24 protein-coding genes are annotated in these 24,718 nt (G+C 57.8%); 20 read left to right on the plus strand and 4 right to left on the minus strand.

Annotated features, from left to right (window positions below; translation table 11 throughout):
- Positions 1 to 14: 14 nt before the first annotated feature.
- From livH to ugpQ, 11 genes are all read left to right on the plus strand, one after another.
- Entirely contained in the window at positions 15 to 941 is a 927-nt protein-coding gene (livH, locus tag LRS40_RS08365) for a high-affinity branched-chain amino acid ABC transporter permease LivH (protein ID WP_039032510.1), read from the plus strand.
- Positions 938 to 2,215, plus strand: coding sequence for a high-affinity branched-chain amino acid ABC transporter permease LivM (locus LRS40_RS08370; RefSeq protein ID WP_231313505.1), 1,278 nt, complete (start codon positions 938 to 940; stop codon positions 2,213 to 2,215). The genes livH and LRS40_RS08370 overlap by 4 nt, the downstream gene beginning before the upstream one ends.
- Complete coding sequence (gene livG, locus LRS40_RS08375) at positions 2,212 to 2,979, plus strand: high-affinity branched-chain amino acid ABC transporter ATP-binding protein LivG (protein WP_142487422.1); 768 nt, start codon at positions 2,212 to 2,214, stop codon at positions 2,977 to 2,979. Before LRS40_RS08370 ends, livG begins: the two co-directional genes overlap by 4 nt.
- A 1-nt stretch (position 2,980) precedes the next feature.
- The gene (livF, locus tag LRS40_RS08380) at positions 2,981 to 3,694 is read left to right on the plus strand and encodes a high-affinity branched-chain amino acid ABC transporter ATP-binding protein LivF (protein WP_156264803.1); all 714 of its coding nucleotides are present in this window, start codon (positions 2,981 to 2,983) and stop codon (positions 3,692 to 3,694) included.
- Between the two features lie 147 nt (positions 3,695 to 3,841).
- A complete protein-coding gene (locus LRS40_RS08385) occupies positions 3,842 to 4,063 on the plus strand; it encodes a type II toxin-antitoxin system Phd/YefM family antitoxin (RefSeq protein ID WP_142487421.1) in 222 nt (73 codons plus the stop codon).
- Positions 4,060 to 4,428, plus strand: a complete 369-nt coding sequence (locus LRS40_RS08390; RefSeq protein ID WP_142487420.1) for a type II toxin-antitoxin system death-on-curing family toxin — start codon at positions 4,060 to 4,062, stop codon at positions 4,426 to 4,428. Before LRS40_RS08385 ends, LRS40_RS08390 begins: the two co-directional genes overlap by 4 nt.
- A gap of 152 nt (positions 4,429 to 4,580) precedes the next feature.
- A complete protein-coding gene (gene ugpB, locus LRS40_RS08395) occupies positions 4,581 to 5,897 on the plus strand; it encodes a sn-glycerol-3-phosphate ABC transporter substrate-binding protein UgpB (RefSeq protein ID WP_231313506.1) in 1,317 nt (438 codons plus the stop codon).
- Positions 5,898 to 5,997: 100 nt separating this feature from the next.
- Positions 5,998 to 6,885, plus strand: a complete 888-nt coding sequence (gene ugpA / locus LRS40_RS08400; RefSeq protein ID WP_142487418.1) for a sn-glycerol-3-phosphate ABC transporter permease UgpA — start codon at positions 5,998 to 6,000, stop codon at positions 6,883 to 6,885.
- Positions 6,882 to 7,727 carry a sn-glycerol-3-phosphate ABC transporter permease UgpE gene (gene ugpE / locus LRS40_RS08405; RefSeq protein ID WP_142487417.1) on the plus strand — a complete coding sequence of 282 codons (846 nt, stop codon included), beginning with the start codon at positions 6,882 to 6,884 and terminating at the stop codon, positions 7,725 to 7,727. Before ugpA ends, ugpE begins: the two co-directional genes overlap by 4 nt.
- Position 7,728: 1 nt before the next feature.
- Entirely contained in the window at positions 7,729 to 8,799 is a 1,071-nt protein-coding gene (locus LRS40_RS08410; RefSeq protein WP_231313507.1) for a sn-glycerol-3-phosphate import ATP-binding protein UgpC, read from the plus strand.
- A complete protein-coding gene (gene ugpQ, locus LRS40_RS08415; RefSeq protein ID WP_231313508.1) occupies positions 8,796 to 9,536 on the plus strand; it encodes a glycerophosphodiester phosphodiesterase in 741 nt (246 codons plus the stop codon). The genes LRS40_RS08410 and ugpQ overlap by 4 nt, the downstream gene beginning before the upstream one ends.
- On the opposite strand, the gene LRS40_RS08420 is transcribed toward ugpQ, so the two are convergent.
- Positions 9,533 to 9,910, minus strand: a complete 378-nt coding sequence (locus LRS40_RS08420; protein ID WP_106995241.1) for a DUF2756 family protein — start codon at positions 9,908 to 9,910, stop codon at positions 9,533 to 9,535. The genes ugpQ and LRS40_RS08420 overlap by 4 nt on opposite strands.
- A 122-nt stretch (positions 9,911 to 10,032) precedes the next feature.
- On the opposite strand from LRS40_RS08420, the gene ggt reads away from it, so the two are divergent.
- Entirely contained in the window at positions 10,033 to 11,778 is a 1,746-nt protein-coding gene (ggt, locus tag LRS40_RS08425) for a gamma-glutamyltransferase (RefSeq protein WP_231313509.1), read from the plus strand.
- A 77-nt stretch (positions 11,779 to 11,855) separates the two neighbouring features.
- Here ggt and yhhY read toward each other — a convergent pair whose 3' ends face one another.
- Both yhhY and LRS40_RS08435 read right to left on the minus strand, forming a co-directional pair.
- Positions 11,856 to 12,344: an N-acetyltransferase gene (yhhY, locus tag LRS40_RS08430; protein ID WP_231313510.1), complete on the minus strand. Its 489-nt coding sequence runs from the start codon at positions 12,342 to 12,344 to the stop codon at positions 11,856 to 11,858.
- 218 nt (positions 12,345 to 12,562) lie between these two features.
- Positions 12,563 to 13,213, minus strand: coding sequence for a polymer-forming cytoskeletal protein (locus LRS40_RS08435; RefSeq protein ID WP_231313511.1), 651 nt, complete (start codon positions 13,211 to 13,213; stop codon positions 12,563 to 12,565).
- 173 nt (positions 13,214 to 13,386) lie between these two features.
- Here LRS40_RS08435 and LRS40_RS08440 point away from each other — a divergent pair, with 173 nt between their 5' ends.
- From LRS40_RS08440 to gntU, 5 genes are all read left to right on the plus strand, one after another.
- Complete coding sequence (locus tag LRS40_RS08440) at positions 13,387 to 14,424, plus strand: oxidoreductase (protein WP_231313512.1); 1,038 nt, start codon at positions 13,387 to 13,389, stop codon at positions 14,422 to 14,424.
- Between the two features lie 123 nt (positions 14,425 to 14,547).
- Positions 14,548 to 15,243 (plus strand): pirin family protein, encoded by a 696-nt coding sequence (locus LRS40_RS08445; protein WP_231313513.1) that lies wholly within the window; start codon positions 14,548 to 14,550, stop codon positions 15,241 to 15,243.
- A 99-nt stretch (positions 15,244 to 15,342) separates the two neighbouring features.
- Positions 15,343 to 16,338 (plus strand): gluconate operon transcriptional repressor GntR, encoded by a 996-nt coding sequence (gene gntR, locus LRS40_RS08450; protein WP_231313514.1) that lies wholly within the window; start codon positions 15,343 to 15,345, stop codon positions 16,336 to 16,338.
- 126 nt (positions 16,339 to 16,464) lie between these two features.
- A complete protein-coding gene (gene gntK, locus LRS40_RS08455; protein WP_231313515.1) occupies positions 16,465 to 16,992 on the plus strand; it encodes a gluconokinase in 528 nt (175 codons plus the stop codon).
- Positions 16,993 to 16,995: 3 nt separating this feature from the next.
- Complete coding sequence (gene gntU / locus LRS40_RS08460) at positions 16,996 to 18,336, plus strand: gluconate transporter (RefSeq protein ID WP_231313516.1); 1,341 nt, start codon at positions 16,996 to 16,998, stop codon at positions 18,334 to 18,336.
- Between the two features lie 91 nt (positions 18,337 to 18,427).
- Here gntU and LRS40_RS08465 read toward each other — a convergent pair whose 3' ends face one another.
- Positions 18,428 to 19,021, minus strand: coding sequence for a YhgN family NAAT transporter (locus LRS40_RS08465; protein WP_032614883.1), 594 nt, complete (start codon positions 19,019 to 19,021; stop codon positions 18,428 to 18,430).
- A gap of 177 nt (positions 19,022 to 19,198) precedes the next feature.
- Between LRS40_RS08465 and asd the strand changes: the two genes are divergently transcribed.
- The 3 genes from asd to glgX all read left to right on the plus strand — a co-directional run bounded on the left by asd (position 19,199) and on the right by glgX (position 24,710).
- Entirely contained in the window at positions 19,199 to 20,302 is a 1,104-nt protein-coding gene (gene asd / locus LRS40_RS08470; protein ID WP_231313517.1) for an aspartate-semialdehyde dehydrogenase, read from the plus strand.
- Between the two features lie 248 nt (positions 20,303 to 20,550).
- Complete coding sequence (gene glgB, locus LRS40_RS08475; protein ID WP_142487406.1) at positions 20,551 to 22,737, plus strand: 1,4-alpha-glucan branching enzyme; 2,187 nt, start codon at positions 20,551 to 20,553, stop codon at positions 22,735 to 22,737.
- Entirely contained in the window at positions 22,734 to 24,710 is a 1,977-nt protein-coding gene (gene glgX / locus LRS40_RS08480; protein WP_231313518.1) for a glycogen debranching protein GlgX, read from the plus strand. Before glgB ends, glgX begins: the two co-directional genes overlap by 4 nt.
- The last annotated feature ends 8 nt before the right edge of the window (positions 24,711 to 24,718 follow it).

Below are 24,718 nucleotides of genomic sequence, written 5' to 3' on the forward strand. Positions count from 1 at the left end.
AGAAAGGTTATCTTATGTCCGAGCAGTTTCTCTATTTTTTGCAGCAGATGTTTAACGGCGTCACGCTGGGAAGCACCTATGCACTGATCGCCATCGGCTATACGATGGTGTACGGCATTATCGGCATGATCAACTTCGCCCACGGCGAGGTGTACATGATCGGCAGCTATGTCTCCTTTATGATTATCGCCGCGCTGATGATGATGGGCATCGACAGCAGCTGGCTGCTGGTGGCTGCCGGGTTTGTCGGCGCGATTGTAATTGCGAGCGCCTACGGCTGGAGCATCGAACGCGTGGCCTACCGGCCCGTGCGCAGCTCCAAGCGCCTGATCGCGCTGATCTCCGCCATCGGGATGTCCATCTTCCTGCAAAACTACGTTAGCCTGACCGAAGGCTCACGCGACGTGGCGCTGCCAAGCCTGTTCAACGGCCAGTGGATTGTCGGGGCCAGCGAGAACTTCTCGGCGTCGATCACCACCATGCAGCTGGTGATCTGGATTGTCACCTTCCTCGCCATGCTGGCGCTGACCCTTTTCATCCGCTACTCCCGCATGGGCCGCGCCTGTCGCGCCTGCGCGGAAGACCTGAAGATGGCGAGCCTGCTCGGCATCAACACCGACCGCGTGATTGCCCTGACCTTCGTGATTGGTGCGGCGATGGCGGCGGTGGCTGGCGTGCTCCTCGGTCAGTTCTACGGCGTAATCAACCCGTACATCGGCTTTATGGCCGGGATGAAAGCCTTTACCGCAGCGGTGCTGGGCGGGATCGGCAGTATTCCGGGCGCCATGATCGGCGGCCTGATCCTCGGCGTGGCCGAAGCGCTCTCCTCTGCGTACCTGAGTACCGAATATAAAGACGTGGTGTCGTTTGCCCTGCTGATTCTGGTTCTGCTGGTCATGCCTACCGGTATTCTGGGTCGTCCGGAGGTAGAGAAAGTATGAAACCGATGCATTTTGCCATGGCGCTGCTCTCAGCGGCGATGTTCTTTATCCTGGCGGCCGTCTTTATGGGCGTTCAGCTGGAGCTGAGCGGCACTAAGCTGGTAGTGGATTCCGCGTCGGATATCCGCTGGCAGTGGGTCTTTGTCGGCACCGCGGTGGTCTTCTTCTTCCAGCTGCTGCGTCCGGTGTTCCAGAAGACACTGAAAAGCGTCTCCGGGCCGAAGTTTGTCCTGCCAGCGATTGACGGCTCGACCGTCAAACAGAAGCTGTTCCTGGTGGCGCTGCTGGTGGCTGCCGTGGCCTGGCCGTTCGTGGTCTCCCGCGGCACGGTGGATATCGCCACCCTGACCATGATTTACGTGATCCTCGGCCTCGGTCTGAACGTGGTGGTGGGCCTGTCCGGTCTGCTGGTGCTTGGCTACGGCGGCTTCTACGCCATCGGCGCTTACACCTTCGCCCTGCTGAACCACTATTACGGTCTCGGCTTCTGGACCTGTCTGCCGCTGGCGGGGCTGGTCTCTGCTGCCGCCGGTTTCCTGCTTGGTTTCCCGGTGCTGCGTCTGCGCGGCGACTATCTGGCGATTGTGACCTTAGGCTTCGGTGAAATCGTCCGTATCCTGCTGCTCAACAATACCGAAGTGACCGGCGGCCCGAACGGTATCAGCCAGATCCCGAAACCGACCTTCTTCGGCCTGGAGTTCAGCCGTTCCGCGCGTGAAGGCGGCTGGGACACCTTCAGCAACTTCTTTGGTATCAAGTACGACCCGTCCGACCGCGTGATCTGGCTCTATCTGGTGGCGCTGCTGCTGGTGGTCATCACCCTGTTCGTGATTAACCGTCTGCTGCGCATGCCGCTGGGCCGTGCGTGGGAAGCGCTGCGTGAAGATGAGATCGCCTGTCGCTCCCTGGGCCTGAACCCGACCCGCATCAAGCTGACCGCCTTTACCATCAGCGCCGCGTTTGCCGGTTTCGCCGGAACCCTGTTTGCCGCGCGTCAGGGCTTTGTCAGCCCGGAATCCTTCACCTTTGCGGAGTCCGCTTTCGTGCTGGCGATTGTAGTGCTCGGCGGGATGGGCTCGCAGTTCGCGGTGATTCTCGCGGCTGTCCTGCTGGTGGTCTCCCGTGAGCTGATGCGTGACTTTAACGAATACAGCATGCTGATGCTGGGTGGTTTGATGGTACTGATGATGATCTGGCGTCCGCAGGGCTTGCTGCCGATGACCCGTCCACAGCTGAAACTGAAAAACGGGCAAGCGAAAGGAGAGCAGGCATGAGTCAGCCATTATTATCCGTTAACGGCCTGATGATGCGTTTTGGTGGCCTGCTGGCGGTCAACAACGTCTCGCTGGATCTGCACCAGAAAGAGATTGTCTCCCTGATCGGCCCGAACGGTGCCGGTAAAACCACGGTCTTTAACTGTCTGACCGGTTTCTACAAGCCGACGGGCGGTACCATCATGCTGCGCGATCAGCACCTCGAAGGCTTACCGGGCCAGCAGATTGCCCGCATGGGCGTGGTGCGTACCTTCCAGCACGTGCGTCTGTTCCGCGAGATGACGGTAATTGAGAACCTGCTGGTGGCGCAGCATCAGCAGTTGAAAACCGGGCTCTTCGCCGGCCTGCTGAAAACCCCGGCGTTTCGCCGGGCGCAGGACGAAGCATTGGATCGCGCCGCCACCTGGCTCGACCGTATCGGCCTGCTGCAGCACGCCAACCGTCAGGCCAGCAACCTGGCCTACGGCGATCAGCGTCGTCTGGAGATTATCCGCTGCATGGTAACGCAGCCGGAGATCCTGATGCTCGACGAACCGGCGGCGGGACTGAACCCGAAAGAGACCAAAGAGCTGGACGAGCTGATCGTCGAACTGCGTGACCATCACGACACCACCATCCTGCTGATTGAGCATGATATGAAACTGGTGATGGGCATTTCTGACCGCATCTACGTGGTGAACCAGGGCACGCCGCTGGCGAACGGTACGCCGGAAGAGATTCGCAACAACCCGGACGTGATCCGCGCATACCTTGGTGAGGCATAAGATGGAAAAAGCGATGTTAACGTTCGACAAGGTCAATGCGCATTACGGCAAGATCCAGGCCCTGCACGACGTCAGCCTGCACATCAATCAGGGTGAAATCGTCACCCTGATCGGGGCTAACGGCGCGGGGAAAACCACGCTGCTCGGTACCCTGTGCGGCGATCCGCGCGCCACCAGCGGACGTATCGTCTTTGATGGTAAAGACATTACCGACTGGCAGACGGCGAAAATCATGCGCGAAGCGGTGGCGATAGTCCCGGAAGGGCGTCGCGTCTTCTCGCGTATGACGGTAGAAGAGAACCTGGCGATGGGCGGCTTCTTTGCCGAGCGCGAGCAGTTCCAGACCCGCATCAAGCGCGTGTATGACCTCTTCCCGCGCCTGTTTGAGCGCCGTATTCAGCGGGCAGGCACCATGTCCGGCGGGGAACAGCAGATGTTGGCAATCGGCCGCGCGCTGATGAGCCAGCCGCGTCTGCTGCTGCTCGACGAACCTTCGCTCGGGCTGGCGCCGATCATCATCCAGCAGATCTTCGACACCATCGAACAGCTGCGTAGCGAAGGGATGACCATCTTCCTCGTGGAGCAGAACGCCAACCAGGCGCTGAAGCTCGCGGATCGCGGCTACGTGCTGGAGAATGGCCGCGTGGTGCTGGAAGACACCGGCGATGCGCTGCTGGCGAACGAAGCGGTGCGGAGTGCGTATCTAGGCGGTTGAGCTGTCTGTATTGCCCGGCGGCGCTGCGCTTACCGGGCCTACAACAGCGTGCCGTACGTAGGCCGGGTAAGGCGGAGCCGCCACCCGGCTTTTTTGTTTTTTGTACGCTTTACTTGTACAATTGACTTGTACTTAAAAGGGGGCAATATGCGTACAATGAACTATAGCGAAGCACGTCAGAATCTTGCCTCAGCGCTGGATTCTGCCGCGACGGGAACACCCGTCACCATCACGCGTCGCGGTCATAAACCTGCCGTGATTATCAGCGCAGAAGAATTTGAACGTTATCAGGTGGCAAAACTGGATGCCGAGTTTGACGCCATTATGGGTATTCATGGCAACGAAATTAGGGAACTGGCTGACAAATGACCCTGCAATTTATCTCAGCGGAAGAGATAGTCCTGTTTCATGACAAACTCCTCAGCGTCACGCCTGGCGTCGCGGGAATGTCGGATCCGGGTCGTGCTGAAGCGCTGCTCTATCGCGTGTTAAACAAATATCAATACGAAGGGGTGACCGATGTCTGGATCCTGGCGGCGATGCATTTGCTGGCCATCTCCCGCGGCCATATCTTCAATGATGGTAATAAACGCACGGCATTGTTTATCACCTTGCTTTTCCTCAAACGTAACGGCATTTCGCTGAAGGCCAATCCGGATTATGTGGCGATGACGGTTGAGGCTGCTGCGGGCCGTCTGTCGCTTGAAGAAATTGTGGAGCGTTTACGCCGCTAGCCACTGCCTTCACATTTCCATCATCCCTCTGACGCTCTGCTGTCATATCTCTGTAAACAAACGGTTATTTTTCTGTAATTCGAGCATGTCATGTTACCTCGCGAGCACAAAACGCGTGATATCGCGCATCCGGCACAATAAGAGAGATGACAATGACATCGTTACGACACACAGCTTTGGGTCTGGCAATGGGTCTGGCTTTTGCGACTAACGCAATGGCCGTCACCACTATTCCGTTCTGGCATTCCATGGAAGGGGAGTTGGGTAAAGAAGTTGACTCCATGGCGCAACGTTTCAACGACACCCATCCGGATTACAAAATTGTGCCGGTGTACAAAGGCAACTACGAGCAGAGCCTGAGCGCGGGTATCGCCGCATTCCGTACCGGCAACGCCCCGGCGCTGTTACAGGTTTACGAAGTTGGCACCGCCACTATGATGGCCTCTAAAGCCATCAAGCCGGTCTATGAAGTGTTTAAGGACGCGGGCATCAACTTCGACGAATCCCAATTCGTGCCGACCGTCTCCGGTTACTACACCGATTCCAAATCCGGCCATCTGCTCTCTCAGCCGTTTAACAGCTCCACCCCGGTGCTGTACTACAACAAAGACGCCTTCAAAAAAGCCGGTTTAGATCCTGAGCAGCCGCCAAAAACCTGGCAGGATCTGGCCGAGTACACCGCGAAGCTGAAAGCGGCGGGGATGAAGTGCGGCTACGCCAGCGGCTGGCAGGGCTGGATCCAGATCGAGAACTTCAGTGCCTGGCACGGCCAGCCGGTCGCCACCGAAAACAACGGTTTCAACGGCACCAATGCGGTACTGGAATTCAACAAGCCGGAGCAGGTGAAGCATATCGCTCTGTTGCAGGAGCTGAACAAGAAGGGCGATTTCAGCTACTTCGGGCGTAAAGACGAATCTACCGAGAAGTTCTACAGCGGCGATTGCGCGATTACCACCGCCTCTTCCGGCTCGCTGGCGGATATCCGCCACTACGCCAAATTCAACTACGGCGTGGGCATGATGCCGTACGATGCCGACTCGAAAGGCGCGCCGCAGAACGCCATCATCGGCGGGGCCAGCCTGTGGGTGATGCAGGGTAAAGACAAGGACACCTACAAGGGCGTAGCGGAGTTCCTCGACTTCCTGGCAAAACCGGAAAACGCAGCCGAATGGCACCAGAAGACCGGCTATCTGCCGATCACCAAAGCCGCGTATGACCTGACCCGTGAGCAGGGCTTCTACGACAAAAACCCGGGCGCAGACATCGCCACGCGCCAGATGCTGAACAAGCCACCGTTGCCGTACACCAAAGGCCTGCGCCTGGGCAACATGCCGCAGATCCGTACCATCGTGGATGAAGAGCTGGAGAGCGTGTGGACCGGTAAGAAATCCCCACAGCAGGCACTGGATGCTGCAGTAGAGCGTGGCAACCAACTGCTGCGCCGCTTTGAGCAGTCGACCAAATCGTAATGTGAAATGCCGGGTGGCGGCTTCGCCTTACCCGGCCTACGCGAACCTGTAGGCCGGATAAGCGTAGCGCCATCCGGCGCTGTTCAGGAACTCAATCCCCATGTCATCTTCCCGTCCGGTGTTCCGTTCCCGTTGGCTGCCGTACCTGCTGGTCGCGCCGCAACTGGTCATCACCGTCATCTTCTTTATCTGGCCTGCGGGCGAAGCGCTGTGGTACTCGGTACAGAGCGTCGATCCGTTCGGGCTCTCCAGCCAGTTCGTCGGCCTGGATAACTTCGCCGCCCTGTGGCACGACAGCTACTACCTCGATGCCTTCTGGACGACGATCAAATTCAGCACCCTGGTCACCGTCAGCGGTCTTCTCGCCTCGCTGTTTTTCGCCGCGCTGGTGGATTACGTGGTGCGCGGCAGCCGTCTGTATCAAACTCTGATGCTGCTGCCCTATGCCGTAGCGCCGGCGGTCGCCGCCGTGCTGTGGATCTTCCTGTTTAACCCGGGGCGCGGACTGATCACCCATTTCCTTGGCGAGTTCGGCTATGACTGGAACCATGCCCAGAATAGCGGTCAGGCGATGTTCCTGGTGGTCTTCGCCTCGGTGTGGAAGCAGATCAGCTACAACTTCCTGTTCTTCTTTGCCGCGCTGCAGTCCATTCCGCGCTCGCTGGTAGAAGCCGCGGCGATTGACGGCGCAGGCCCGGTCCGCCGCTTCTTCAGGCTGGCGCTGCCGCTGATCGCCCCGGTGAGTTTCTTCCTGCTGGTGGTCAACCTGGTCTATGCCTTCTTCGACACCTTCCCGGTGATCGATGCCGCCACCGCCGGCGGCCCGGTACAGGCCACCACTACGCTTATCTATAAGATCTATCGCGAAGGTTTTGCCGGGCTGGATCTCTCGGCCTCTGCCGCCCAGTCGGTGGTGCTGATGTTCCTCGTCATCATCCTCACGGTGGTGCAGTTCCGCTATGTCGAAAGTAAGGTGCGCTACCAATGATTGAGAACCGTCGCGGGCTGACGATTTTCAGCCATACCATGCTGATTTTGGGCATCATCGTCATCCTGTTCCCGCTGTACGTGGCCTTCGTCGCCGCCACGCTGGATCGCAACGCCATCTTTGAAACCCCGATGACGCTGGTCCCGGGCGGGCATCTCTTTGAGAACATGGCGACCATCTGGACCCAGGGCGTCGGCGTTAACAGCGCCCCGTTCTGGCTGATGATGCTCAACAGCTTCATCATGGCGTTCGGCATCACGGTGGGCAAAATCACGGTGTCGATGCTGTCGGCGTTTGCCATCGTCTGGTTCCGCTTTCCGCTGCGCAACCTGTTCTTCTGGATGATCTTTATTACCCTGATGCTGCCTGTGGAGGTGCGCATCTTCCCGACGGTGGAGGTGATCGCCAACCTCGGGATGCTCGACAGCTATGCGGGGTTAACCCTGCCGCTGATGGCCTCGGCCACCGCCACTTTCCTGTTCCGCCAGTTCTTTATGACCCTGCCGGACGAGCTGATTGAGGCGGCGCGTATCGACGGTGCCTCGCCGATGCGCTTTTTCCGCGACATCGTGCTGCCGCTGTCGAAAACCAACCTCGCGGCGCTGTTTGTTATCACCTTTATCTACGGCTGGAACCAGTATCTGTGGCCGCTGCTGATTGTCCAGGACGTCAATCTCGGCACCGCCGTGGCGGGCATCAAAGGGATGATTTCAACCGGCGAAGGCACCACCCTCTGGAACCAGGTGATGGCGGCGATGCTGCTCACCCTTATCCCACCCGTAGTCATTGTTTTAGCCATGCAGCGTGCGTTTGTCCGCGGCCTGGTCGATAGCGAGAAATAAAATGGCAGGTTTAAAATTACAGGCAGTTACCAAAAGCTGGGATGGCAAAACCCAGGTCATTCAGCCGTTAACGCTCGACGTGGCGGACGGGGAATTTATCGTGATGGTCGGCCCGTCCGGCTGCGGCAAATCCACTCTGCTGCGGATGGTGGCGGGGCTGGAGCGCGTAACGTCCGGGGATATCTGGATTGACCGCCAGCGCGTCACCGAGATGGAGCCTAAAGACCGCGGTATTGCGATGGTGTTCCAGAACTACGCCCTCTATCCGCACATGAGCGTGGAGGAGAACATGGCCTGGGGGCTGAAAATCCGCGGAATGGGCAAAAGCCATATCGACGAGCGCGTCAAAGAGGCGGCGCGCATTCTGGAGCTGGATGGTCTGCTGAAGCGCCGCCCGCGCGAGCTCTCCGGTGGCCAGCGTCAGCGCGTGGCGATGGGCCGCGCCATCGTGCGCGATCCGGCGGTGTTCCTGTTCGATGAACCGCTCTCTAATCTCGATGCCAAACTGCGCGTGCAGATGCGCCTCGAGCTGCAGCACCTGCACGGTCGCCTGAAAACGACTTCACTCTACGTCACCCACGATCAGGTGGAAGCCATGACCCTCGCCCAGCGGGTAATGGTGATGAACAAAGGCATCGCCGAGCAGATTGGCACCCCGGTGGAGGTATATGAGAAGCCCGCCAGCCGCTTTGTGGCGAGCTTTATCGGTAGCCCGGCAATGAACCTGCTGGAGGGGCGCATCAGCGCCGCGGGGACCCATTTTGAACTGGAGAGCGGCATGGCGCTGCCGATCAACTGGTTCTATCGCGGCTATGCCGGACGCAAAATGACGCTGGGTATCCGCCCGGAACATATTGCGCTAAGCTCCCAGTCGGAAGGCGGGGTGCCGCTGGTAATGGATACCCTCGAGATGCTGGGCGCCGATAACCTGGCGCACGGACGCTGGGGCGAGCAGAAGCTGGTGGTGCGTATGTCGCACCAGGAGCGCCCGAAAGCGGGCAGCACGCTGTGGCTGCATCTGCCGGAAAATCATCTGCATTTATTCGATGGCGAAACAGGACAACGTGTATGAGTTACTGGCCTTATCCCCACATCGTCGCCCACCGTGGCGGCGGTAAACTGGCACCGGAGAACACCCTGGCGGCGATTGACGTCGGTGCGCGCTACGGCCACACCATGATCGAATTCGACGCCAAACTGTCGCAGGACGGGGAGATCTTCCTTCTGCACGATGACAACCTCGAGCGCACCAGCAACGGCTGGGGCGTGGCGGGTGAACTACCGTGGCGCGATCTGCTGAAGGTGGATGCCGGAAGCTGGTTCAGCGGGGAGTTCAAAGGCGAGCCTTTGCCGCTGCTGGCTGAAGTGGCCGACCGCTGCCGGAAGCTAAGGATGATGGCCAATATCGAAATCAAGCCGACCACCGGCACGGGACCGCTCACCGGCAAAGTGATTGCGCTGGCGGCACGTGAGCTGTGGGAAGGCATGACCGCACCGCTACTGTCATCCTTTGAGATCGACGCCCTGGAAGCGGCGCAGGTAGCAGCCCCCGAGCTGCCGCGCGGTTTACTGCTGGATGAGTGGCGTGAAGACTGGCGCGAGCTAACCACCCGGCTGGGCTGCGTGTCGCTTCATCTCAACCATCGTCTGCTGGATGAGGCGCGGGTGAAGGTAATTAAGGCCGCTGGCCTGCATATCCTGGTCTATACCGTCAACCAGCCCCAGCGGGCAGCGGAGCTGCTGCGTTGGGGCGTGGATTGTATCTGTACCGATGCGATAGCCCTGATAGGCCCGGACTTCCAGCCCTAAGGGTTATTCAGCATAGAGCCGTTCTGCTGCTGCGGCAGCATATGTTGCTGCTGCACACCGCCCGAAGACTCTACGCCGCTGAGCATCCCGCCGCTGGTGTTAGGCAGAACCTGCACGCCCGGCTGGCTCTGCTGAACCCGCAGGGTGTTGTTGTTCATCTGCGTTTGCAGATGCTGTTGCTGGACGCGGGTCTGCGTCTGCAGCTGCTGATTGAGCATCCCTGTCTGTTGCTGCTGCTGGATCATCATCTGATTTTGCATCCGCTGCTGGCTGGGGTTTTGATAGCCCGGCTGGTTGGGGTTGTTCAGGGTGTTGATGGGCTGCGCGAGCACGGCAAACGGCAGTAACGCCGCAACAAGAATCAGTCGTTTCATTGTTACTCCCTCCTTCTGAGGCCTCCTTTAAGTTTACCTCCGATCCTGCACGACGATGATTTTTTAAGAGTTATGAACCAGGCTTAAGCGGGAGCATGAGTCCCTGTACCTGGAGAATAACAATGATGAAACCAACGTTTTTACGCTGGGTAGCGATTGCTGCCCTGACGGCAGGCGGTACGTTTTGCGTGGCAGCGAATCCGCCTGCCGCGCCCCCGGTCTCCTACGGCGTGGAAGAAGATGTGTTCCATCCCGTGCGGGCGCAGAAGGGGATGGTCTCTTCGGTGGATGCCCTCGCGACCCAGGTAGGGGTGGATATCCTCAAACAGGGCGGTAATGCGGTGGATGCGGCGGTGGCGGTCGGCTATGCGCTGGCGGTGACGCACCCGCAGGCGGGTAACCTCGGCGGCGGCGGTTTTATGATGCTGCGTACCAAAGATGGCGTGACCACGGCGATCGACTTCCGTGAAATGGCCCCCTCCCAGGCCACGCGCGATATGTTCCTGGACGAGCAGGGCAACGCCGACAGTAAAAAATCCCTCACCTCCCATCTGGCGACCGGCACACCGGGTACGGTTGCGGGCTTCTCGCTGGCGCTGGATAAGTACGGCACCCTGCCGCTGAACAAAGTGGTCCAGCCGGCCATCAAGCTGGCGCGCGACGGCTTTGAGGTCAACGACGCCCTGGCCGACGATCTGAAAACCTACGGCAGCGAAGTGCTCCCTAACCATGAGAGCAGGAAAGCGATCTTCTGGAAGGAGGGCGAGCCGCTGAAGAAGGGTGACAAGCTGGTGCAGACCAACCTCGCCAAAAGTCTGGAGATGATTGCCGAGAACGGCCCGGACGCCTTCTATAAAGGGGTCATTGCCGACCAGATTGCCGAAGAGATGAGCAAGAACGGCGGGCTGATCACCAAAGCCGATCTCGCGGAGTACAAAGCCGTGGAGCGCACGCCGATTAGCGGGGACTATCGCGGGTATCAGGTCTACTCCATGCCGCCGCCGTCTTCCGGCGGGATCCACATCGTGCAGATCCTCAACATCCTCGAGAACTTCGATCTGCATAAGTTTGGTTTCGGCAGTGCCGATACCATGCAGGTGATGGCCGAGGCGGAAAAATATGCCTACGCTGACCGCTCGGAGTATCTGGGTGACCCGGATTTCGTCAAGGTACCGTGGCAGGCGCTGACCAATAAAGCCTATGCCAAAACCCTGGCCGATCAGATCGATATCAACAAAGCCAAACCCTCTAGCGAGATCCGCCCGGGCAAACTGGCGCCGTACGAGAGCAACCAGACCACCCACTTCTCGGTGGTGGATAAAGACGGTAACGCGGTGGCGGTGACCTATACGCTCAACACCACCTTTGGTACCGGGATCGTGGCAGGTAACAGCGGTATTCTGCTCAACAACGAGATGGACGACTTCTCCGCCAAACCGGGCGTGCCGAACGTCTACGGGCTGGTGGGCGGGGATGCCAACGCCGTTGGGCCGAAGAAACGCCCGCTGTCGTCGATGTCACCGACCATCGTGGTGAAAGATGGCAAAACCTGGCTGGTGACCGGCAGCCCAGGCGGCAGCCGCATTATCACCACCGTGCTGCAGATGGTGGTCAACAGCATCGATTACGGGATGAACGTGGCAGAGGCCACCAACGCGCCGCGCTTCCATCACCAGTGGCTGCCGGATGAGCTACGGGTGGAGAAAGGCTTTAGTCCGGACACCCTGAAGCTGCTGGAGCAGCGCGGGCAAAAAGTGGTGGTGAAAGAGGCGATGGGCAGCACCCAGAGCATTATGGTCGGGCCGGATGGCGCGCTGTATGGGGCATCGGATCCGCGTTCAGTAGATGATTTGACGGCGGGGTATTAAACCTTTTACCTCTCCCCAATGGGGAGAGGTATCCATAACCGTAGGCCGGGTAAGGCGAAGCCGCCACCCGGCAATGCTTACCTGATGCGCGCCATAAAGTGCGCATCCACATACTCGCCGTTACGCAGGGCGAACTTCTTCCCGGTGCCTTCCACCACAAAGCCGTATTTACGATACAGGGCGATGGCAGAGGGATTGTCGACAAACACCGTCAGCTCGATGCGCTCGATGCGCAGCCAGTTGTCGCACAGGTTGATCATCTCCCGCATCAACGCGCTGCCCGCGCCGCGGCCTTGCACCTCGGCTGAAACGCCGATTCCGAACGTCGCTACATGGCTGCGGCGTGGATTTTCCATCACGTCCAGCACCAGATGCCCGATAACCTGTCCGTCCAGGCAGGCTACCAGCTGACGTCTGCCCGGTTTTTGCGCAACGCGTTCTTTCCACATGTCCATCGCAGGATGAGGGAGTTGTATAGTGTCGTGATAAACCCCTGGATGGGCATTAATCAGGCGTAAAGCTTCGGCATCGGCGGCTTCAACGTGGCGTATCACTATCTCACTCATTCCTTCTTCCTCAGTCAGTTAGGTTCCTTTCCAACATCCATGAGTTTGAAATGTGAGTCAACAAGCATTTTTTGCAAAAAAGGAGTGGACAAGTGCGAATGAGAATGATTATTATTGCTCTGCATTCAGGAGAACCGACACGGGAACCTGAAAGCACGACATTGCTCACATTGCTTCCAGTATTATTTTAGCCAGCTTCCAGCTGGCTTTTTTTTGCCCTAAAGCTTTTGCAGCTGCACGAGATCGAGCGGGTCGGGGGTGCTCTCTTTCATCAGACCCACCACGTTGTTCTTTTCTGCGACAGCCGGCAAAAGCTCAGCCTGGCCGGAAAACTGACCGCCTTTTTTAACCGCCAGAGTGCGATAGCCAAGGGTGCCCGTGACCTGACCATGCTCGCAGATCTCAATCACATCGCTGCTGCACTGGCCGACGATCTTGCCATCCACGATCAGCTCCCGACAGGTAACGTTCCCCTCCACCTGGCCCCCACGCATAATCTTTATCAGGCTCTCACTGGAATCGATATTGCCGATAAGCGTCCCGTGAACGTAGACGTGCCCGCCGGAAACGATATTATCTTCAAAGCGCACATCGCTGGCGATAACGGTGGTGCCGTGTTTCTCCGTAACGGTGGGCTCTTTTTCGCTGACGGGCACCGGTGGAAGGGCGATGTCTGGCTTGCCAGTCTCGGTGGTTTTGCTCTTTTTAAACATGATCTTGACCTGATTAAGTAGAAGGGAGGTGCCAAAGCTCAGTAAGGACAATGCAGCGAACAGCCACGTCAGGAAGAGGGCGCCTGAGCACCAGGACACCAGCGCGAGCAGCCAGAAGAGAAGTGCGCTATTTAACGCGAGATATTTTCTTTCCATAGAAAATGAGCGCGACTCCTTTCGCGAGCATGGGGTTTTGGCCGTCCCCTTATCCTGTTAATTCCGGCCAGGATCAAGGTTCCGACCGCCATTTTAGGATTCGTTATAGAAATATATTTCGCCGCCAGGTTGCGCTATGGTTGAAAGCAGAGACCTAAGCCAGGAAAACCACTATGACACTACACTGCGCATTTATTGGATTTGGCAAAAGCACCACCCGCTATCACCTTCCGTATGTTCTCACCCGTAAAGCCAGCTGGCATGTGGCGCACATCTTCCGCCGCCACCCGAAACCGGAAGAGCAGTCCCCGCAGTACGCCCATATTCATTTCACCAGCGATCTCGATGAGGTCCTGAACGACCCCGAGGTTAAGCTGGTGATTGTCTGCACCCACGCCGACAGCCACTTTGAGTACGCGAAACGCGCCCTGGAAGCCGGTAAAAACGTGCTGGTGGAAAAACCCTTCACCCCGACGATGGCCGAAGCGAAAGAGCTGTTCGCGCTGGCTCGCAGTAAAGGGCTGACCGTGAGCCCGTATCAGAACCGTCGCTTTGACACCTGCTTCCTGACCGCCAGACAGGCGATTGAGAGCGGTAAGCTGGGCGAAATCGTCGAAGTAGAAAGCCACTTCGATTACTACCGTCCGGTGGCGGAGACCAAACCCGGCCTGCCGCAGGATGGCTCCTTCTATGGCCTCGGCGTCCACACCATGGACCAGATCATCTCCCTGTTCGGCCGTCCGGACCATGTGGCCTACGACATCCGCAGCCTGCGCAATAAAGCCAACCCGGACGATACCTTCGAAGCCCAGCTGTTCTACGGCGATCTGAAAGCGATCGTCAAAACCAGCTATCTGGTAAAGATCGACTACCCGAAATTTATCGTCCATGGCACCAAAGGCTCGTTTATCAAGTACGGCATCGACCAGCAGGAGACCAGCCTGAAGGCCAATATTATGCCGGGCGAGCCGGGGTTTGTGGCGGATGAGTCCGTGGGCGTGCTGGAGTACGTCAACGACGCGGGCGTAACGGTGAAAGAGGAGATCAAACCGGGCACCGGCGACTACGGGCAGGTCTACGATGCGCTGTATGAGACGCTGACAAAAGGTACCCCTAATTACGTCAAGGAAATTGAAGTGATGACCAATCTTGAAATCCTTGAACGGGCCTTTGAACAGGCCTCACCTGCCACGGTAACCCTTGCCAGATAAGCCTGAAAGACTCCTCTGTTCTTGTTCAGATATTTTGAAAAGAGGAGTCAATTTTCACCCTCTATGATCCCGGGTCGATTGCGTCCACACTTACTCCATCGAAACGAACTGAGGGTAAAAACAATGATCTTCTTACGCAAAGCAAACGACCGCGGTCACGCAAATCATGGTTGGCTGGACTCATGGCACAGCTTCTCGTTTGCCGATTATTATGACCCGAACTTTATGGGTTTCTCGGCACTGCGAGTGATTAACGATGACGTTATCGATGCCGGCCAGGGCTTTGGTACCCACCCGCACAAAGACATGGAAATCCTGACCTACGTTCTGGACGGCGCAGTTGAGCACCAGGACAGCATGGGTAACAAAGAGCAGGTTCCTGCGGGTGAGTTCCAGATTATGAGTGCGGGTACCGGGGTGCGTCACTCCGAATACAACCCAAGCAAAACCGACCGCCTGCGTCTGTACCAGATCTGGATCATTCCGGAAGCCAAAGGCATCACCCCGCGCTACGAGCAGCGTCGCTTTGACGCCGAGCAGGGGAAACAGCTGGTTCTGTCTCCGGATGCCCGTGACGGCTCGCTGAAAGTGCATCAGGATATGGAGCTGTACCGCTGGGCGCTGGCGAAAGACGAGCAGTCCGTGCACCAGATCGCCGCGAACCGCAAAGTGTGGATCCAGGTGGTAAAAGGCGAGGTGACCATCAACGGCACCAAAGCGACCACCAGCGATGGTCTGGCCATCTGGGATGAGCAGGCGATCTCCGTCCATGCCAACAGCGCCGCTGAAATTCTGCTGTTCGACCTGCCGCCAGTCTAAAGAGTAAATAATTGTCCAGCCTTCCCCAATGGCAGGGAAGGTTGGTCTTTGTCCGTGATAAACTGAGGGAATCTATCACTACCGGTTTCTCTCAGGACGATGAAAAAGAAAAGACCCGTACTTCAGGATGTAGCCGATCGCGTCGGTGTGACTAAAATGACGGTCAGCCGTTTCTTACGTAACCCGGAACAGGTTTCCGTGGCGTTACGTGGCAAGATTGCCGCTGCTCTCGATGAACTGGGTTATATCCCCAACCGCGCTCCCGATATTCTCTCCAATGCGACCAGCCGTGCGGTAGGCGTCCTGCTCCCCTCCTTAACCAACCAGGTCTTCGCGGAAGTGCTCCGCGGCATCGAAAGCGTCACCGACGCCTTTGGCTATCAGACCATGCTCGCTCACTATGGGTACAAACCGGAACTGGAAGAAGAACGTCTGGAGTCGATGCTCTCCTGGAACATTGACGGCCTGATCCTGACCGAACGCACCCACACCGCGCGCACGCTGAAGATGATCGAAGTGGCGGGTATTCCGGTGGTCGAGCTGATGGACAGCCAGTCGCCCTGTCTTGATATCGCCGTCGGGTTCGATAACTTTGAAGCCGCCCGCCAGATGACGGCAGCGATCATCGCCCGCGGTCATCGTCATGTCGCCTATCTTGGCGCACGTCTGGATGAACGTACTATCATCAAACAGAAGGGATACGAGCAGGCGATGCTCGACGCGAACTTAACGCCCTACAGCGTGATGGTAGAGCAGTCTTCTTCCTACACCTCCGGCATTGAGCTGATGCGCCAGGCCCGTCGCGAGTATCCGCAGCTTGATGGCATCTTCTGTACCAACGATGACCTCGCGGTCGGCGCCGCCTTTGAATGCCAGCGTCTGGGGCTGAAGATCCCGGGTGATATGGCGATTGCCGGTTTCCACGGTCACGACATCGGTCAGGTCATGGAGCCGCGTCTGGCAAGCGTCCTGACCCCGCGTGAGCGCATGGGCCGTATCGGTGCGGAACGCCTGCTGGCGCGCATTCGTGGCGAAACGGTGACGCCTAAAATGTTAGATTTAGGTTTCACGCTGTCACCAGGTGGATCTATTTAGGGTGACAAGTTTGAACTAGCTCACACTTATTCACTTCGCACACGTTTGGATATTGCTTCTCGTCAGCCCCGGCAGGACAATGTTACCGATAACTGTTACCCGTAACAATCGACTGAGGGACATACTTTGAGCACCACAAATCCATATCACCACGTTTATGTCCTGATGGGCGTTTCCGGTAGCGGTAAATCCGCCGTTGCCAGCGAAGTGGCGCATCAAATTCATGCCGCGTTTCTTGATGGTGACTTTCTCCATCCGCGCAGCAATATCAACAAAATGGCCTCTGGCGAGCCGCTGAACGACGACGATCGTAAGCCGTGGTTACAGGCGCTGAACGATGCTGCCTTTGCCATGCAGCGCACCAATAAAGTGTCGCTGATTGTCTGCTCCGCGCTGAAAAAGACCTACCGCAACCAGCTGCGTGAAGGTAACGCCAATCTCTCCTTTATCTACCTGAAGGGCGATTTCGACGTGATTGAAACCCGCCTGAAAGCGCGTAAAGGGCACTTCTTCAAAACCCAGATGCTGGTAACGCAGTTCGAAACCCTGCAGGAGCCGGGCGTGGATGAAAGTGATGTGCTGGTCGTGGATATCGATCAGCCGCTGGACGGTGTTGTCGCAAGCACCATTGAGGTCATTAACAAAAGGCAGTAAGTTTTGAGTACGTTAACGCTTGTTTTAACAGCAGTCGGCTCCGTGCTGTTGCTGCTGTTTTTAGTAATGAAGGCCCGTATGCACGCCTTCGTTGCTTTGATGGTGGTATCCATTGGTGCAGGTCTCTTTTCCGGAATGCCGCTCGACAAAATCGCCGCGACCATGGAAAAAGGGATGGGAGGCACGCTAGGCTTCCTGGCGATTGTGGTCGCGCTTGGCGCGATGTTTGGCAAAATCCTGCATGAAACCGGCGCGGTCGATCAGATCGCCGTCAAAATGCTGAAATCTTTCGGCCACAGCCGGGCGCACTACGCGATTGGTCTGGCCGGTCTGATCTGCGCGCTGCCGCTGTTCTTTGAGGTGGCCGTCGTGCTGCTGATTAGCGTGGCCTTCTCCATGGCGCGCCATACCGGCACTAACCTGGTGAAGCTGGTAATCCCTCTGTTTGCCGGTGTGGCAGCGGCGGCGGCATTTCTGCTGCCGGGGCCTGCGCCGATGCTGCTGGCCTCGCAGATGCACGCTGACTTCGGCTGGATGATCCTGATTGGCCTCTGCGCCGCGATCCCGGGCATGCTGATTGCCGGTCCGCTGTGGGGCAATTTCATCAGCCGTTACGTTGAGCTGCACATCCCGGGCGACGTCACCGAGCCGCACCTGGGCGAGGGCAAAATGCCGTCGTTCGGCTTCAGCCTCGCGCTGATCCTGCTGCCGCTGGTGCTGGTGGGGCTGAAAACCATCGCCGCGCGCTTTGTGCCGGTCGGTTCCAGCGCTTACGAGTGGTTTGAGTTTATCGGCCATCCGTTCACCGCGATCCTGGTGGCCTGTCTGGTGGCGATTTACGGCCTGGCGATGCGTCAGGGCATGGCGAAAGACCGGGTGATGGAGATCTGCGGTGCTGCGCTGCAGCCTGCGGGTATTATCCTGCTGGTTATTGGTGCGGGCGGCGTGTTCAAGCAGGTGCTGGTGGATTCCGGCGTCGGCCCGGCTCTGGGCGAAGCGCTGACCGGGATGGGCCTGCCGATTGCGGTGACCTGTTTCGTGCTGGCTGCGGCTGTACGTATTATTCAGGGCTCCGCCACCGTAGCCTGCTTAACGGCAGTGGGCCTGGTGATGCCGGTGATTGAGCAGCTGAACTACTCCGGTGCGCAGATGGCAGCGCTGTCTATCTGTATCGCGGGTGGGTCGATTGTGGTGTCACACGTTAACGATGCGGGCTTCTGGCTGTTCGGTAAATTTACCGGCGCGACCGAAGCGCAAACCCTGAAAACCTGGACGATGATGGAAACTATCCTCGGCACCACCGGGGCGATTGTCGGGATGATTGCGTTTACGCTGTTGAGCTAGCGGCAGTGCCCGGCGGCGCGTTGCTTGCCGGGCCTACAAAACCAGACCGTAGGCCGGGTAAGCGCAAGCGCCACCCGGCTTTTTTACATCCTCACCCCTTCATCCACGCCCTGATCCCATCCAGGAACATCTGCGTCGCCATCATCACCAGAATTAACCCCATCAGCCGCTCCAGCGCATTGACCCCTTTCTCGCCCAGCAGGCGTAAAAACAGCGATGACTGCAGCAGGATGATGAAGGTCCCGCCCCAGGCTATCAGCAGGGCAATCACCAGATGGCTCATCTGATTCGGATACTGATGCGACAGCAGCATCAGAGTTGCCAGAATGGTCGGCCCGGCGACCAGAGGAATGGCCAGCGGCACAATAAATGGCTCTTCACCCGCAGGCAGGCCGCTACTGCTGCCTTCGCTGCTCGGGAAAATCATTTTGATGGCAATCAGGAACAGAATAATCCCGCCGGAGATGGAGACCGTTTCAGCGCGCAAATTCAGGAATGCGAGGATTTTCTCGCCGGCAAACAGGAAGATAAACATCACCAGCAGGGCGATGAGCAGCTCGCGGATCATGATGGCCCGACGGCGTTTCGGCTCGGTGTGCTTCAGCACCGACATGAATATCGGCAGGTTTCCGAGTGGATCCATAATTAGGATCAATAAAACAGCTGCGGAAATGATTTCACTCATCGTAGGTTATCCCTGATACTTGTATGGTTTCTCGGATGATTAGCTCTTTTTCTGATAGCCGGGCAATCATCGATTAATTTCGCTTGCGACTTTGGCAGCATTTTGTAATGTGAAGCATATCCCAGTTCAATACTGGCTTGCATAAACAGCACACACCCTCTGCAGGAAAAAAATGCTATGAAAAACGTTGGTTTTATCGGCTGGCGCGGTATGGTCGGCTCTGTACTCATGCAACGCATGGTTGAAGAGCGCGATTTCGACGCTATCCGCCCGGTCTTCTTCTCCACTTCCCAGCTCGGCCAGGCTGCACCGTCCTTTGGGGGTACCACAGGCACGTTGCAGGATGCTTACGATCTGGAAGCGTTGAAGGCGCTGGACATTATTGTCACCTGCCAGGGCGGCGATTATACCAACGAAATTTATCCAAAGCTTCGTGAAAGCGGCTGGCAGGGCTACTGGATTGATGCGGCCTCTTCGCTGCGCATGAAAGACGACGCGATCATCATTCTTGACCCGGTTAACCAGGACGTCATCACCGATGGCCTGAACAAAGGCGTCAAAACCTTCGTGGGCGGTAACTGTACGGTCAGCCTGATGCTGATGTCGCTGGGCGGTTTGTTTGCCCAGGATCTGGTGGAGTGGGTCTCTGTGGCGACCTACCAGGCGGCCTCCGGCGGCGGCGCGCGCCATATGCGCGAGCTGCTGACCCAGATGGGCCAGCTGCACCACAGCGTGGCACAAGAGCTGGCAAACCCGGCGTCCGCTATTCTCGATATCGAGCGTAAAGTCACTCAGCTGACCCGCAGCGGCGAGCTGCCGGTAGATAACTTCGGCGTACCGCTGGCCGGTGGCCTGATCCCGTGGATCGACAAACAGCTGGATAACGGCCAGACCCGCGAAGAGTGGAAAGGCCAGGCGGAGACTAACAAAATCCTGCGTACCGCCTCCGCGATCCCGGTTGATGGCCTGTGCGTGCGCATCGGCGCGCTGCGCTGCCACAGCCAGGCATTCACAATTAAAATGAAAAAAGATGTATCCATACATACTGTGGAGGAATTGCTCGCTTCGCACAATCAGTGGGCAAAAGTCATCCCTAATGACCGCGATATCACCATGCGTGAGCTGACCCCGGCTGCGGTCACCGGCACATTATCTACCCCTGTAGGACGCCTGCGTAAACTAAATATGGGCCCGGAATACCTGTCCGCCTTTACCGTCGGCGATCAGCTTCTGTGGGGTGCCGCAGAGCCGCTGCGCAGGATGCTACGCCAGCTGGCGTAATAAATACTTAATACTTAGGGGTGATTTATCACCCCTTTTTTTGCGTACTAAAGGACGAAAACGCAAATGATTCATTATTTTTCGGGAGTCATATAAAGCGTTGGCTATGCTTTATGCGGGATGTCACATATTCCGCCTGGAGGTTGGATGGAACAGAGAGGATGCACAAGGTGCTGTTCCATCCAGGTCACATTAAGGTCGTACCCGGTGGCGAAAGGGGCGGCAACTAAAAAAACAGGATGAATACCATGTCCGTTCGTATTGATAGAGACGTGATTAATGCGCTTATTGCGGGTCACTTTGCGGATCCATTTTCTGTACTTGGCATGCACCGCACTGAAGCTGGACTGGAAGTCCGTGCACTGTTACCTGACGCGACGGAGGTGTGGGTCATCGAACCCAAAACCGGGCGCAAGGTCGGTAAACTCGAATGTATCGATTCACGCGGCTTCTTCGCCGGCGTGATGGCCCGCCGTAAAAACGTCTTCCGTTATCAGCTCGCCGTCATCTGGCATGGTCAGCAGAACCTGATCGACGATCCCTATCGCTTCGGTCCGCTGCTGCAGGAGATGGATGCCTGGCTGCTGTCTGAGGGGACGCACCTGCGTCCCTATGAGACGCTCGGCGCCCATTCTGACACCATGGACGGCGTGACCGGCACCCGCTTTACCGTCTGGGCTCCGAATGCCCGGCGCGTGTCGGTGGTGGGGCAGTTCAACTACTGGGATGGCCGTCGCCACCCGATGCGCCTGCGTGGCGAGACCGGCATCTGGGAGCTGTTTATCCCCGGCGCGCAAAACGGCCAGCTGTACAAGTACGAGCTGATCGATGCGCACGGCAATCTGCGCATCAAAGCCGATCCCTATGCCTTCGAAGCGCAAATGCGCCCGGAAACCGCATCGCTCATTTGCGGTCTGCCGGAGAAAGTCGCCCAGAGCGAAGAACGCATCCGGGCCAACCAGTTCGATATGCCGATCTCCATTTATGAAGTCCATCTTGGCTCCTGGCGTCGTCATACCGATAACAACTTCTGGCTCAGCTACCGGGAGCTGGCCGACCAGCTGATCCCGTATGTGAAATGGATGGGCTTTACCCATCTGGAGCTGCTGCCCATTAATGAACACCCGTTCGACGGCAGCTGGGGTTATCAGCCGACCGGCATGTATGCCCCGACCCGCCGTTTCGGCACCCGCGACGACTTCCGCTACTTTATCAACGCCGCACACGCCGCCGGGCTGAACGTGATCCTCGACTGGGTGCCGGGCCACTTCCCGTCCGATGACTTTGGTCTGGCGGAGTTCGACGGCACCAGCCTGTATGAGCACAGCGATCCGCGCGAAGGCTATCACCAGGACTGGAATACCCTGATCTACAACTACGGCCGTCGGGAAGTGACCAACTATCTGGTGGGCAACGCGCTTTACTGGATCGAGCGTTTCGGCATTGATGCCCTGCGCGTGGACGCCGTCGCCTCGATGATCTACCGCGACTACAGCCGCAAAGAGGGAGAGTGGATCCCGAACGAGTTCGGCGGTCGTGAAAACCTGGAAGCCATTGAGTTCCTGCGTAACACCAACCGTATTCTTGGGGAGCAAACACCGGGTGCGGTGACGATGGCGGAAGAGTCCACGGACTTCCCGGGCGTTTCTCGGCCACCTTCGATGGGCGGCCTCGGCTTCTGGTTCAAGTGGAACCTCGGCTGGATGCACGACACCCTGGACTACATGAAGCTGGATCCGGTGCATCGCCAGTATCACCACAACAAGCTGACCTTCGGCATGCTCTACAACAGCACCGAAAACTTTGTTCTGCCGCTCTCCCACGACGAAGTGGTCCACGGCAAAAAATCGATTCTCGACCGTATGCCGGGCGATGCATGGCAGAAGTTTGCCAACCTGCGCGCCTACTACGGCTGGATGTTCGCCTTCCCGGGCAAAAAACTGCTGTTTATGGGCAACGAGTTCGCCCAGGGCCGGGAGTGGAACCACGATACCAGTCTCGACTGGAACCTGCTGGAAGGGGGCGACAACTGGCATCACGGCGTTCAGCGCCTGGTGCGCGACCTCAACCATACCTATCGGCACCACAAAGCGCTGCACGAGCTGGACTTTGATGATTACGGCTTCGAGTGGCTGGTGGTGGATGACAACGAGCGCTCGGTGCTGATCTTTGTCCGTCGTGACAAAGTGGGTAACGAAATCATCGTTGCCAGTAACTTCACCCCGGTCACGCGTCATCACTACCGTTTCGGCATCAATCAGCCGGGCAAATGGCGTGAGGTGCTGAACACCGACTCCATGCATTACCACGGCAGCAACGCGGGCAATGGCGGGCTGGTGCAGAGCGATGAGCAGGAGAGCCATGGTCGACCACAGTCCCTGAGCCTTACCCTGCCGCCGCTGTCCACGATCTGGCTGGTGCGGGAGGGGGAATGACGCAGCTCGCTGCAGGTAACCCGGCGCCGCTCGGCGCACGCTACGATGGCAAAGGGGTGAACTTCACCCTCTTTTCCGCCAATGCGGATCGGGTTGAACTCTGCGTGTTTGACGAGAAGGGCATTGAACATCGTTACGATCTGGTGGGTCGCACTGGCGATATCTGGCATGGCTACCTCGAGCATGCCCGGCCCGGCACCCACTATGGTTTCCGGGTGCATGGCCCCTGGGAACCGTCCAGAGGGCTGTTCTTTAACCCGGCCAAGCTGCTGCTCGACCCTTGTGCGTATCAGGTTGAAGGCACGCTGAAGGACGATGTTCTGCTGCACAGCGGCAAAGTGACCGCCGATCACCGGGACAGTGCCGCGGTGGCGCCCCGCAGCGTGGTGGTCAGCGACGATCGCTACGACTGGGAAGAGGACGCCGCCCCCAATACGCCCTGGGGCAAGACGGTCATCTATGAAGCCCACGTGAAAGGGCTGACGTATCTGCACCCTGGCATTCCGGAGGCGATCCGCGGCACCTACCGGGCGCTCGGTCACCCGGTGATGATTGCTTATTTTAAGCATCTCGGGATCACCGCCCTGGAATTATTACCGGTAGCCCATTTTGCCTCAGAGCCGCGACTGCAGCGCCTCGGTCTCAGCAACTACTGGGGCTATAACCCGATGGCGATGTTTGCCCTCGACCCGCGCTATGCCTCGCATCCCGAGCGGGCCCGGGATGAGTTTCGTGATGCGGTGAAGGCGCTACACGAAGCGGGTATTGAGGTCATTCTGGATATCGTGCTCAACCACAGTGCCGAGCTGGATCTGGAAGGCCCGACGTTCTCCCTGCGCGGAATTGATAACCCTAGCTATTATTGGTTAAGAGAGGATGGCGATTACCACAACTGGACCGGTTGCGGTAACACCCTCAATCTCAGCCATCCGGCGGTGGTGCAGTACGCGTATGAATGCCTGAAGTATTGGGTGGAAACCTTCCATATCGACGGCTTTCGTTTTGACCTGGCGTCAGTGATTGGACGCACGCCGGAATACAGCCCGCAGGCGCCGCTGTTTGAGGCAATTAAGAACTGCCCGCTGCTCTCGGGCGTGAAGCTGATCGCGGAGCCCTGGGATATCGGCCCGGGCGGCTACCAGGTGGGGAATTTCCCGCCGCCGTTTGCCGAGTGGAACGACCACTATCGTGATACCGCGCGCCGCTTCTGGCTGGCGCGCGATCTGTCACTCGGCCAGTTTGCCGGGCGTTTCGCAGCTTCAAGCGATCTGTTCAAGCGCAACGGGCGACTGCCCTCCGCGTCGATCAACCTGGTCACCGCGCACGACGGGTTCACCCTGCGTGACTGCGTTTGTTTCAATCAGAAACACAATGAAGCCAATGGCGAAGAAAATCGTGATGGCACCTTCAATAACCACAGTTTTAACCATGGTATTGAAGGATTAAGTGGCAATCTGAATGTGATTGAGCGGCGCCGCGCCAGCGTGCACGCGCTGCTCACCACGCTGCTTTTGTCGCAAGGAACGCCGATGTTGCTGGCAGGCGATGAACATGGCCATAGCCAGCACGGTAACAACAATGCGTATTGCCAGGATAACCCGTTAACCTGGCTGGACTGGCAACAGGCCAACAGTGGATTAGCCGACTTTACCGCTGCGCTGATCCATCTGCGTCAGCAGATCCCGGCGCTCACCCTGAATCAGTGGTGGGAAGAGGGCGACGGCAATGTGTGCTGGCTGAATAAAGAGGCGCAACCGTTGGAAGCGCGTGAGTGGCAAAGCGGCGTGCCGTGCCTGCAAATCCTGCTTTCGGATAGCTGGCTTATCACGCTTAACGCCACAGATGAGGTCGCAGAAATTGTTTTACCCGAAGGGGAGTGGCGGGCCATCCCCCCATTTGCCGGAGAGGATAATCCGGTCGTTATGACTGCCTGGCATGGGCCTGCGCACGGTGTATGTGTATTCCAGAGATGATAATAAAA

The sequence above is a fragment of the Leclercia sp. G3L genome (assembly GCF_021117075.1).
GTDB classification, from domain to species: domain Bacteria; phylum Pseudomonadota; class Gammaproteobacteria; order Enterobacterales; family Enterobacteriaceae; genus Enterobacter; species Enterobacter adecarboxylatus_C.